The 11,735-nt window shown below is 70.9% G+C and carries 10 protein-coding genes; 3 read left to right on the top strand and 7 right to left on the bottom strand.

The genetic code is table 11. The features are described from left to right. The coding region (locus AWZ10_RS02580) for a LysR substrate-binding domain-containing protein (RefSeq protein ID WP_060890346.1) at window positions 1-809 on the bottom strand (809 nt) is incomplete at its 3' end. 142 nt (window positions 810-951) lie between these two features. Between AWZ10_RS02580 and AWZ10_RS02575 the strand changes: the two genes are divergently transcribed. Next, window positions 952-1,992, top strand: coding sequence for a bile acid:sodium symporter family protein (locus AWZ10_RS02575; RefSeq protein WP_107084550.1), 1,041 nt, complete (start codon window positions 952-954; stop codon window positions 1,990-1,992). Here the strand turns inward: AWZ10_RS02575 and AWZ10_RS02570 are convergent. The 6 genes from AWZ10_RS02570 to AWZ10_RS02545 all read right to left on the bottom strand — a co-directional run bounded on the left by AWZ10_RS02570 (window position 1,931) and on the right by AWZ10_RS02545 (window position 9,864). Continuing rightward, window positions 1,931-3,166 carry a DUF5005 domain-containing protein gene (locus tag AWZ10_RS02570; protein ID WP_060890344.1) on the bottom strand — a complete coding sequence of 412 codons (1,236 nt, stop codon included), beginning with the start codon at window positions 3,164-3,166 and terminating at the stop codon, window positions 1,931-1,933. The two genes, AWZ10_RS02575 and AWZ10_RS02570, sit on opposite strands and share 62 nt — an antisense overlap. Window positions 3,167-3,397: 231 nt before the next feature. Beyond that, window positions 3,398-4,264, bottom strand: coding sequence for a formate dehydrogenase accessory sulfurtransferase FdhD (gene fdhD / locus AWZ10_RS02565; RefSeq protein ID WP_060890343.1), 867 nt, complete (start codon window positions 4,262-4,264; stop codon window positions 3,398-3,400). A gap of 8 nt (window positions 4,265-4,272) precedes the next feature. Then, on the bottom strand, window positions 4,273-5,133 hold the full coding sequence (locus AWZ10_RS02560; protein WP_060890342.1) for a 2Fe-2S iron-sulfur cluster-binding protein: 861 nt from the start codon (window positions 5,131-5,133) through the stop codon (window positions 4,273-4,275). Then, the gene (locus AWZ10_RS02555; protein ID WP_046704196.1) at window positions 5,130-6,962 is read right to left on the bottom strand and encodes an NADH-ubiquinone oxidoreductase-F iron-sulfur binding region domain-containing protein; all 1,833 of its coding nucleotides are present in this window, start codon (window positions 6,960-6,962) and stop codon (window positions 5,130-5,132) included. Before AWZ10_RS02555 ends, AWZ10_RS02560 begins: the two co-directional genes overlap by 4 nt. Before the next feature lie 5 nt (window positions 6,963-6,967). Beyond that, entirely contained in the window at window positions 6,968-8,887 is a 1,920-nt protein-coding gene (locus AWZ10_RS02550; RefSeq protein ID WP_060890345.1) for a molybdopterin oxidoreductase family protein, read from the bottom strand. Between the two features lie 5 nt (window positions 8,888-8,892). Next, on the bottom strand, window positions 8,893-9,864 hold the full coding sequence (locus AWZ10_RS02545) for a 2-dehydropantoate 2-reductase (RefSeq protein ID WP_046704197.1): 972 nt from the start codon (window positions 9,862-9,864) through the stop codon (window positions 8,893-8,895). Window positions 9,865-10,173: 309 nt separating this feature from the next. Between AWZ10_RS02545 and AWZ10_RS02540 the strand changes: the two genes are divergently transcribed. After that, a complete protein-coding gene (locus tag AWZ10_RS02540) occupies window positions 10,174-11,508 on the top strand; it encodes an OFA family MFS transporter (protein ID WP_046704198.1) in 1,335 nt (444 codons plus the stop codon). Next, window positions 11,474-11,611: an MFS transporter small subunit gene (locus tag AWZ10_RS55685; protein WP_421673654.1), complete on the top strand. Its 138-nt coding sequence runs from the start codon at window positions 11,474-11,476 to the stop codon at window positions 11,609-11,611. The genes AWZ10_RS02540 and AWZ10_RS55685 overlap by 35 nt, the downstream gene beginning before the upstream one ends. The last annotated feature ends 124 nt before the right edge of the window (window positions 11,612-11,735 follow it).

The following is an 11,735-nucleotide window of genomic DNA, read 5'->3' as shown; positions in this document are numbered from 1 at the left end:
GCGACGCCCACCGCCGCTCCCGGGCGGCGGCCGTGGACGAGGACGAAGTCGACCTCGCCGAGTTCCGGCAGCCCGGCCCGCTCCGGGACGCGGACCAGGCCAGGAGGCACCAGGCGACGGGAGTGCGCCATCACACCGAGGCCCGCACGGGCGGCGGCGATGAGTCCGTTGAGACTTCCGCTGGTGCAGGCGATGCGCCAGGTGCGGCCCTCGCGCTCCAGCGCCTCCAGGGCCAGGGCGCGCGTGATGCCCGGCGGCGGATAGGCGATCAGCGGGACCGGGCGGTCGGGGTCGACGCGGAGCCGCTCCGCGCCGATCCACACGAGCCTGTCCGTCCAGACGGGTTCGCCGCGCGGGTCCTCCGGGCGCCGCTTCGCCAGCACCAGGTCGAGCTTGCCCGCCGTGAGCTGCTCGTGCAGCGTGCCCGACAGCTCGACGGTCAGCTCCAGATCCACCTCGGGATGGTCGTGCCGGAAGGCCTCCAGGATCTCCGGGAGCCGGGTGAGCACGAAGTCCTCGGACGCGCCGAAGCGCAACCGCCCGCGCAGCCGGGTGCCGGTGAAGAACGCCGTCGCCTGCTCGTGCACCTCCAGGAGCCGCCGGGCGAAACCGAGCATCGCCTCGCCGTCCTCCGTCAGCTCCACGGAGTGCGTGTCCCGCGAGAACAGCTGCCGCCCGGCCGCGTCCTCCAGACGGCGCACATGCTGGCTGACCGTGGACTGGCGCAGCCCCAGCCGCCGGGCGGCCTGCGTGAAGCTCAGCGTCTGGGCCACGGCGAGGAAGGTGCGCAGGTGGGAGGGCTCGTACACGATCGCCACCCTACTCGCTTATCGCTGAACGCGATGACAGTCAGAGCGGTATGACGGATTCCCGATCAAGGGTCCGGGGAGGACGATGGAGAGGGCCCTTCCGGCCCCCGCACGCACCGTCATCGAAAGCACGTGGAGCACCGTGAAACGCCTGAAGTGGCCGAGCCGGCTGCCGATCGACCCGTACATCCTGCTGTTGCTCGGGACCGTGGGGATCGCGGCGCTCCTCCCTGCGCGGGGTACGGCCGCCGAGGTCGCGTCGGGCGCGTCCACGGCCGCGATCGCCTTCCTGTTCTTCCTCTACGGCGCCCGCCTCTCCACCCGCGAGGCAGTCGACGGCCTCAAGCACTGGCGGCTCCACCTCACGGTCCTGGTGTGCACGTTCGTGGTCTTCCCGCTGCTGGGCCTGGCGGCCCGCGGCCTCGAACCGGTGTTCCTGAGCCACTCCCTCTACACGGGTCTGCTCTTCCTCACCCTCGTCCCGTCGACCGTCCAGTCGTCGATCGCCTTCACCTCGATGGCCCGGGGCAACGTGCCCGCCGCGATCTGCGCGGGCTCCTTCTCCTCCCTCGCGGGCATCGTCATCACCCCCCTGCTCGCGGCGACCCTGCTCGGCGGGAGCGCCGGCGGCTTCTCCACCGACGCGCTGGTGAAGATCGTGCTCCAGCTGCTGGTTCCGTTCGCCGCCGGGCAACTGGCCCGCCGCTGGATCGGCGAGTTCATCACCCGGCACAAGCGGATCCTCGGCCTCGTCGACCGGGGCTCGATCCTCCTCGTCGTCTACGTCGCGTTCGGCGAGGGCATGGTGCGCGGGATCTGGAGCCAGGTCAGCCCGCTGCGGCTCGGTGGCCTCCTCGTCGTCGAGGCCGTCCTGCTCGCGGTGATGCTGCTGCTCACCTGGTACGGCGCCAAGGCCCTGCGCTTCGACCGGGCGGACCGGATCGCCATCCAGTTCGCCGGCTCCAAGAAGTCCCTCGCCTCGGGACTGCCCATGGCCAGTGTCCTGTTCGGCCCCGAGGCCTCCCTCGCCGTCCTGCCGCTCATGCTGTTCCACCAGATGCAGCTGATGGTCTGCGCGGTCATCGCCAAGCGCCGTGCCCACGACCCGGTGGAGCCGGCGGTCACGGAGCAGCGAGACGAAGCGATACGAACCGCGGTCGGTACAGGGACACGTTCCGCGTGATGTTCACCTGTGCCGCCGCGGCGTCGGCGTCCAGCCAGTTGACGTCGTAGCTGAGCACCAGCCGCCCGTCGTCGACCGCCCGGTGCGCCTGCGGGTTGTACGCCGCGACGCCGCTGTTCGGCAGCGGGGGACTGAAGCCCTTGGTGGGCCCGTGCCAGGGCCCGGTGGGGGAGCAGGCCCAGTAGGCGGTCACGGTCGTCAGGCCCTCCGTACCGGCGGCCATGGTGAACAGCACATAGGTACGCCCGTCCCGGACGACGGTGAAGGCGCTGCCCACCCCTTTGTCCTTCCCGTTCCCGAGCACCGCCGCCGGCCGCCCCCGCACCGCCCACCGCGAGCCGTCCCAGTACTCCCACGCCCCCGGCTCCCCGAGCCGGCCGCGCGGCACCCGGGCGACGAACGCGTGCGAGGTCGGCCGGGAGGCGGCCTGGGCGTCGGTGCCGCCGAAGACGTACGTCCACTCGCCCGCGTCGACGGCCGTCGTCCCGAACAGCACCCGCCGGGCCGGATCGGCGACCGACTCCTGGTCCAGCACCGTCGTGATCCCCTCCAGCCGCAGTCCGGGCAGCGACAGTGTGGCGACCTCGGTGGCGGTGGGCACCCCGTAGATCCACGGAGACTTACCCGCCGTACGGGTCCACAGCAGCACCCGTACGACCTTCTCGTCCGAGCCGGGGGAACGGGGTTCGACCCGGGCGGCCACCGGCCAGCGCCACCGCTGCGGCGCCGGATCGGGGAAGACGGGGGCCGGGATCGTGGATTCGAGACGGCCCGAAGGGGACATCACCACGGCCGAGTTGCGCACCAGGGGGGTGGAGACGTCCCGCCACGCCACGGACTCGCCGGCCGGGTTGGGCGGGGGGTGCACCTGGCCCAGATAGGTGTCCGAGAACAGCCACAGCACCCGGCCGTCCGGAAGCCGCACCGAGTGGGTGCCGTCGCCGCCGGTCCAGTCGTCGGTGCGGGTCGCGTCGTCGCCGTACCGGGTGAACTCGCCGGTCAGGGCCGGGTCCGGGTCCCAGTCCCGGACCGTACGGGCCGTACAGGCGCCGCCACCCTCCCGGTCGTCGTCCGGGAGGGCGGTGAGCAGCACGGCCGCGAGGGCCAGGACCAGTGCGAGGATCAGGACCGGTCCGGCCCCCGTCCGCTGTCGTGCTCCTGCGTCATCGGGCACGGAAGGGACGTTAGTTGCCTGCGTCGATCCGGTCCATGGGCAGTCGTGGGATCGCGCGTGTCTCGCGCAGGAGTTCGGGGGTTCGGTTCGTCGGCGACCGCGGGCAACCACCCGCACCCGGCAACGCGCCAGTGGACCAACGACGCGTGCCCGGCGGTCGAACCGGCGGAGCCCCCGGCGCAGGGGGCGCTCCCCGCCGGGGACCCCACCGTCGTGGACGCGGGGAGCCGCTCAGCCTTGGTCGGCCGCGGCCCGCAGGGCGATACGGTGCTCGCCCGCGTACACGTTCATGGAGGCGCCCCGCAGGAAGCCCACCAGGGTCAGCCCGGTCTCCGCCGCCAGGTCGACCGCGAGCGAGGACGGCGCGGACACCGCCGCCAGCACCGGTATACCCGCCATCACCGCCTTCTGCGCCAGCTCGAACGAGGCCCGCCCCGACACCAGCAGCACCGCACGGGACAACGGCAGCGAACCGCTCTGCAGGGCCCGCCCCACCAGCTTGTCCACCGCGTTGTGCCGCCCCACGTCCTCCCGTACGTCGAGCAGCTCGCCGTCCTCGCCGAACAGGGCCGCCGCGTGCAGCCCCCCGGTCCGGTCGAAGACCCGCTGGGCGGCGCGGAGCCGGTCGGGGAGGCTCGCGAGGAACTCCGGATCGAGGCGGACCGGGGGAACGTCACCGCCGTGCGTGTCGTCGATGGCCCAGCGGGCGGTCGTACGGACGCTGTCCAGCGACGCCTTGCCGCACAGCCCGCAGGACGAGGTCGTGTACACGTTCCGTTCGAGCGTGATGTCGGGGATCACGACCCCCGGCGCCGTCCGCACGTCCACCACGTTGTACGTGTTCGATCCTCCCCCAGCCGTCGCGCCCGCGCAGTACACGATGTTCTGGAGGTCCGACCGCTCGGCGAGCACGCCCTCGCTGACCAGGAACCCCACCGCCAGCGCGAAGTCGTCGCCCGGGGTGCGCATGGTGATCGCGAGCGGCTTGCCGTTCAGCCGGATCTCCATCGGTTCCTCGGCGACGAGGGTGTCCGGGCGGGTGGAGACCGCGCCGTCCCGGATGCGGATCACCTTGCGTCGTTCCGTGACTCGTCCCATGTCGTGTCTCAGTCCCGGTTCTGTACGTGCTGGTAGCCGAAGCGGCCCTTGATGCAGAGGTTGCCGTGGGTCACCGGGTTGTCGTGCGGCGAGGTGACCTTCACGATCTCATTGTCCTGCACATGGAGTGTGAGGTTGCAGCCCACACCGCAGTACGCGCAGACCGTGGTCGTCTCCGTCTGCGCCGACTCGTCCCAGGTGCCCGCCGCCCGCATGTCGAACTCAGACTTGAAGGACAGCGCGCCCGTCGGGCACACCTCGATGCAGTTCCCGCAGTAGACGCAGGCCGAATCGGTCAGGGGAGCGTCGTGCTCCACGGCGATCCGCGCGTCGAAGCCGCGCCCGGCGACAGAGATCGCGAACGTGTTCTGCCACTGGTTCCCGCAGGCGTCCACGCACTTGTAACACAGGATGCATTTGTCGTAGTCCCGCACGTACAGCTCGTTGTCGACCCTGGGCTCCTCGTTCAGCCGGGCCGCGTCGGGGCCGAAGCGGTCCGGTTTCGCCTCGTACTCCTTGATCCACTCGGCGACCTGCGGAGTCGTCGAGAGGTCGACCGAGGAGGCGAGCAGTTCGAGGACGATCTTGCGGCTGTGCCGGGCCCGCTCGGTGTCGGTCCGCACATCCATGCCGGGCTCGGCCCGGCGGGAGCAGGCCGGGACGAGGGTCCTGGCCCCCTCGACCTCGACGACACAGACCCGGCAGGCGTTCTTCGTGGCGAGGGTGTCGCCCTGGCAGAGAGTGGGGACGTCTTTGCCCGCGGCCCGGCAGGCGTCGAGGATCGTCGAGCCCTCGGGAGCGCGCACCGGCTCCCCGTCGATGGTGAACTCCAGGAGGCGACGCGGCACTCCGAGCGGGATCACGGTCATTCGTACGCCCCCAGACGGTCGATCGCGGATTCCACGGCGTTCCACGCGGTCTGCCCGAGACCGCAGATCGAGGCGTCCCGCATCGCGCGGCCGACCTCCCTGAGCAGGGCGATGTCACCGGCCGCCGCCGCACCGGTCCGCTCGGCGATCCGGTGCAGCGCCTCCTCCTGCCGTACGGTCCCGACCCGGCACGGCACGCACTGACCGCAGGACTCGTCCCGGAAGAACTCCGCGATCCGCAGCAGCAGCCGGGGCAGCGGGACCGTGTCGTCGAAGGCCATCACGACCCCCGAGCCGAGCGTCGTGCCCGCCTCCCGCGTCCCCTCGAAGGTGAGCGGGATGTCCAGCTCGTCGGGGCGTACGAAACCGCCGGCCGCACCGCCGAGGAGGACGGCGCGCAGCCGGTCCCGTACCCCGGCGAGCGCGAGCAGATCACCGAGCGTCGCCCCGAAGGGCAGCTCGTAGATGCCGGGCCGCTGCACGCTCCCCGACACGCAGAACAGCTTCGGCCCGGTGGAGCGCCCGGTGCCGATCGCCGCGTACGCAGGGGCGCCCATGGTCAGGATCGGCAGGACGTTCACCAGCGTCTCGACGTTGTTCTCCACGGTCGGCTTGCCGAACAGGCCCTTCTCCACGGGGAACGGCGGCTTCGCGCGGGGCTCGCCCCGGTAGCCCTCGATGGAGTTGAAGAGGGCTGTCTCCTCACCGCAGATGTAGGCGCCCGCGCCCCGGCGGATCTCGATGTCGAAGGCGTAGCCCTGGCCGAGGACGTTCTCGCCGAGCAGGCCGCGGGCGCGTGCCTGGGCGATCGCGTGCTCCAGCCGGTGCAGGGCTCGCGGATACTCGCCCCGCAGGTACAGGTGGCCCTGGTGCGCGCCGGTGGCGTACGCGGCGATCGTCATCGCCTCGACCAGGGCGAACGGGTCGCCCTCCATGATCACGCGGTCCTTGAAGGTGCCCGGCTCGGATTCGTCCGCGTTGCAGACGAGGTGGTGGGGATGGTCGGGCTGTGAGGCCGTGGCCTGCCATTTCCGGCCGGTGGGGAAGGCGGCGCCGCCCCGCCCGACCAGGCCCGAGTCGGTGACCTCGCGGATGACCCCGGCGGGGCCGAGCTCGAAGGCCCGACGGAGGGCCGCGTAGCCGCCGTGGGCGCGGTAGTCGTCGAGGGAGGACGGGTCGACGACACCGACGCGGCCCAGCAGCGTCAGCGACGGGTCCCCGGCCTGCGGGACCGCCATGGCGGCCGGGGGCTCCTCGTCCGCGGAGTCGGGCGCGCTCGCCGCGAGCACGGCCCCCTCGACGGTCGCCGGCGCCGACACCGCCGTACGCACCGGGTCCCCGGCCTTGATCGCGAGGGCGGCCGGTGCCCGCTCGCACAGCCCCAGACACGGGCTCCGCTGCACGCTCACCCCGCTGCCGAGGCCGAGGCGGGCCTCGACCCCCGCGCACAGGTCGGCCGCCCCGGCCGCCGCGCACGCCAGGTCCGTGCACACGTGCAGGACGGTCGCGGGGCGCGGCTGAACCGAGAACATCGCGTAGAAGGTGGCCACGCCGTACGCCTCCGCCGGTGGCACCGTCAGCCGCCGGCACAGATAGTCCAGCGCGCCCCCACTGATCCAGCCGATCCGGTCGTTGATCGCGTGCAACCCCGGCAACAACAGGTCACGGCGCTCCCGGGCCTCCCGGCCGCCCCGCGCCCACCGCAGGTCGGCGGCCCTCATCCCATCGCGGGCCGCGCCCTCCCAGGAGGATTCCGGCGGCCCGAGCAACGCGTCGACCGCCGCCTTCTCCTCGTCCGTGGGTTTGCTGTCACCGAAGTGCAGGTCCACTTACGTCACCTCACGATGGTCGCGACGGGCAGCTTCTCGATCCGGATCGCCGACGCCTTGAACTCCGCCGTGCCCGCGATCGGGCAGTTCGCCTCGATCGTCAGCTGGTTGGTGTCCACCTCGTCGGGAAAGTGCATGGTCATGAAGGCGAGGCCGGGCCGCAGGGCGAGGTCGATCCACACCGGCGCCACCACCGACCCGCGCCGCGAGGAGACCTGGACCTCCTCGCCCACCACGACCCCGTACCGCTCCGCGTCCTCCGGACACAGCTCGATGTACTCCCCGCGTCTGAGCGGCGAGGCGTAACCGCCGCTCTGCACACCGGTGTTGTACGAGTCCAGCCGCCGCCCGGTGGTGAGCCGGATCGGGAACCGCTCGTCCGTCAGGTCCACCGGCGGATCGTGCTGGACGATCCCGAAGGGGGCGAGCCGGCCCCGGTTCGCCGGGTCGGGATCCCACAACCGGCCGTGCAGATAAGGCGGTTCGAGCTTGTCGGTGTCCGGGCAGGGCCACTGGATGCCCTGCTCCCGCGCGAGGCGCTCGTACGTCATCCCGTAGTGGTCCGGCGACACCGAACGCAGCTCGTTCCAGACGGCCTCGGCGTCGGCGTACTTCCACTCGTGCCCGAGCCGCGAGGCCAGGTCGCAGATGATGTCGATATCCTCGCGGGCCTGCCCGGGAGGGGTGACGGCACGGCGTACCCGCTGCACCCGGCGTTCGCTGTTGGTGGTCGTGCCGTCCGTCTCCGCCCACCCGGCGGTCGCGGGCAGCACGACGTCCGCCAGCTGGGCCGTCCTCGTCAGGAAGATGTCCTGGACGACGAGGAAGTCCAGCTCCCCCATCCGCCGTACGGCCTGCTCGCTGTCGGCCTCGGACTGCGCCGGGTTCTCCCCGATGCAGTACACGGCCTTCAGCGAGCCCTCCTCCATGGCCTCGAACATCTCCGTCAGGTTCAGCCCGTAATGCGGCTGGATGACGGTGTCCCACGCCGACTCGAACTTCAGTCGGTGGTCAGGGTCGAGGATGTCCTGGAAGCCGGGCAGCCGGTTGGGGATGGCGCCCATGTCGCCGCCGCCCTGCACGTTGTTCTGGCCGCGCAGGGGCTGCAACCCCGAGGCGTAGCGGCCCACATGGCCGGTCAGGAGCGACAGGTTGATCAGCGCCCGGACGTTGTCCGTGCCGTTGTGGTGCTCGGTGATGCCGAGCGTCCAGCACAGCTGGGCACGCTCGGCACGGGCGTACGCGTGCGCCAACTGCCTTATGGCGGCGGCCGGTACGCCCGTCACCTTCTCGGCCAGCGACAGTGTCCACGGCTCGACGAGCGCCCTGTACTCCTCGAAGCTGGTGGTCGCCCGTTCGACGAACGCCTCGTTGGCGAGGCCCGCGTGGATGATCTCCCGGCCGATGGCGTGGGCCATCGGGATGTCGGTGCCGACGTTCAGCCCCATCCAGCTCTCCGCCCACTCGGCGGTGGACGTCCGCCGCGGGTCGACGGCGTACATCCGGGCGCCGTTGTGGATGCCCTTCAGCACGTGCTGGAAGAAGATCGGGTGGGCGAAGCGGGCGTTGGAGCCCCACATCACGATGACGTCGGTGTGCTCGATCTCCTCGTACGAGGAGGTCCCGCCGCCCGAACCGAAGGCGGCCGAGAGACCGGCGACGCTCGGCGCGTGACAGGTGCGGTTGCAGGAGTCGACGTTGTTGGTGCCCATGACCACGCGGGCGAACTTCTGCGCCACGTAGTTCATCTCGTTCGTGGCGCGGGCGCAGGAGAACAGGCCGAACGCGCCGCGGTTGCGCGCGATGCCCCTGGCGGCCCGGTCCAGGGCCTCCTCCCAACTCGCCTGCCGGAACGGCTCGTCGCGGGAGTCGCGGACGAGGGGGTGGGTGAGCCTGGTGTAGGTCTTCGGTTGCCGTTTCCTCATGCTCTTCATGCGGCACTCCTCAGCGCGAGCAGGTCCGAGATGGCGTGGACGGTGCGGAGTGTGGGCACCTCGACACCCGTGATGTCCGCCAGCTCGACGACGGCGGCCAGGAGGACGTCGAGTTCCAGCGGTTTGCCACGCTCCAGGTCCTGGAGCGTGGAGGTGCGGTGGTCGCCGACGCGTTCGGCGCCGGCCATCCGCCGTTCGACGGAGACGCCGACCTCGCAGCCCAGGGCCTCGGCGACGGCCAGCGTCTCGGTCATCATCGTCTCGATGACCTTGCGGGTGCCGCCGTGCAGACACATCTGCCGCATGGTCGCGCGGGCCAGGGCGCTGATCGGGTTGAACGAGATGTTGCCGAGCAGCTTGATCCAGATGTCGCCCCGGAGATCGGGCTCCACCGGACACTTCAGGCCGCCGGCCACCATGGCCTCGCTGAACGCCCGGCAGCGCGCCGAGACCGTACGGTCCGGCTCGCCGATGGAGAAGCGGGTGCCTTCCAAGTGCCGTACGACACCTGGTCCTTCGAGCTCGGTCGCCGCGTAGACGACACAGCCGACGGCCCGTTCGGGCGCGAGCACCGCACTGACCGCGCCGGCCGGGTCCACGCTCTCCACACGGTGGCCGTCGTGCGGGCCGCCGTGCCGGTGGAAGTACCACCAGGGGATGCCGTTCTGGGCGGCGATCACCGCCGTGGTGCTGTGCAGCAAGGGCTCGATCAGCGGCCCGCACGCCGCGTACGAGTTGGCCTTGAGGCCCAGGAAGACGAAGTCGACCGGGCCGATGTCGGCCGGGTCGTCGGTGGCGTGGGCGCGGGCGGTGAAGTCCCCGCGGGAGCTGAGCACACGCACCCCGTCCCGCCTCATGGCCGCGAGATGCGGTCCACGGGCAACGAGATGCGTGTCCGCGCCGGCGCGGTGGAGCGCGGCGCCGACGTAGGCGCCGATCGCACCGGCGCCGAGAACTGCGACTTTCATGATCAGGGAGCTCCGTTCGGTCGAGGGTACCGAGGAACTGCCGAACTCTGTCGACGGAATATTGTCTACAGTATGGAACTGGGCCCAGCAAGGGTTCGCGCAACGGACGGGCAAGGCATTGCCCGGACGTGAAGGTGACCGGGACGTGCCGCACGAGAGGGGCCCAGGGCCTGCCGAGGGGGCGTGGCCTGGAGTCGAAGCCGAAAGTGGCCGGGGAACGACCGTTCGGCGCGCGGTGGATACCGCTCACCGCATACGGTCGACGCGCCGCCTTTTCAACCCTCCTGTCACTCCCTACCGTCCGGGATCATGAGTCCCCCCGTCGCACCCCCGGGCTGGAGCCGTTGGCTCGTTCCCCCGGCCGCGCTCTCCGTTCATCTCTCCATCGGGCAGGCCTACGCCTGGAGCGTCTTCAAGCCTCCGCTCGAATCCGCGCTCGGCCTCAGCGGCACGCAGAGCGCACTGCCCTTCCAGCTCGGCATCGTCATGCTGGGTCTGTCGGCCGCGTTCGGCGGCACCCTCGTCGAGCGCAACGGGCCGCGCTGGGCGATGACCGTGGCGCTGATCTGCTTCTCCTCCGGCTTCCTGATCGCCTCGCTCGGCGCGGCCACCGAGCAGTACTGGCTGATCGTCTTCGGCTACGGATTCGTCGGCGGCATAGGCCTCGGCATCGGCTACATCTCGCCCGTCTCCACCCTGATCAAGTGGTTCCCGGACCGGCCGGGCATGGCCACCGGCATCGCGATCATGGGCTTCGGCGGCGGCGCGCTCATCGCCTCGCCGTGGTCCGCGCAGATGCTGGAGTCCTTCGGCTCCGACTCCTCCGGCATCGCCGTCGCCTTCCTGGTGCACGGACTGTCGTACGCCGTGTTCATGCTGCTCGGTGTGCTGCTGGTCCGGGTGCCGCGCACCGAGAAGCCGGTCGACTCCGGGCCGAGTGTGCTGGAGGGCCCGCAGGTCTCGGCCCGCGACGCCATCCGCACCCCGCAGTTCTGGTGCCTGTGGGTCATCCTCTGCATGAACGTCTCCGCGGGCATCGGCATCCTGGAGAAGGCCGCCCCGATGATCACGGACTTCTTCGCCGAATCCTCCACCCCGGTCTCCGTCACCGCGGCCGCGGGCTTCGTCGCGCTGCTCTCCGCGGCCAACATGAGCGGCCGGATCGTCTGGTCGTCGACGTCCGACCTGATCGGGCGCAAGAACATCTACCGCGTCTACCTGGGCGTGGGCGCGCTGATGTACCTGCTGATCGCGTTGTTCGGCGACTCCTCCAAGCCGCTGTTCATCGTCTGCGCCCTGGTCATCCTGTCCTTCTACGGCGGTGGCTTCGCCACGATCCCCGCCTATCTCAAGGACCTCTTCGGCACCTACCAGGTCGGCGCCATCCACGGCCGGCTGCTCACCGCCTGGTCCACGGCCGGCGTCCTCGGACCGCTGATCGTCAACTGGATCGCGGACCGGCAGGAGGAGGCGGGCAAGTCCGGCCCCGACCTCTACGGCACGTCCTTCTTCATCATGATCGGGCTGCTCGTGATCGGCTTCGTCGCCAACGAACTGGTCCGGCCCGTCAACCCCCGCTTCCACATCCCCGCCCCGAGGGAGGCCGCCGATGTCGTCCAGCGACACCAGTCCGAATCCGCCTGACCGGCGCCCCTTGATCGTCCTTGCCTGGGTGTGGGTGGGGGTACCGCTCGCCTACGGACTGTACGAACTTGTACGAAAGGCTACGCAATTGTTCACCGGGTGAGTGTTCGGACGCCCTGGAGCCGGCCTGAGGTCTGACAGAAGCCCACAACTCGGGCCACGCTTTACTGTCGCCTCACCCGCCCTCGTACCCGCGAGTCACTGATCAGACTGGTGGATCCCGCTGA

Source organism: Streptomyces europaeiscabiei (assembly GCF_001550375.1).
GTDB lineage: Bacteria > Actinomycetota > Actinomycetes > Streptomycetales > Streptomycetaceae > Streptomyces > Streptomyces europaeiscabiei.
The sequence above is the reverse complement of the archived record's forward strand: the minus strand, read 5'-3'. Positions and strand labels throughout refer to the sequence as shown.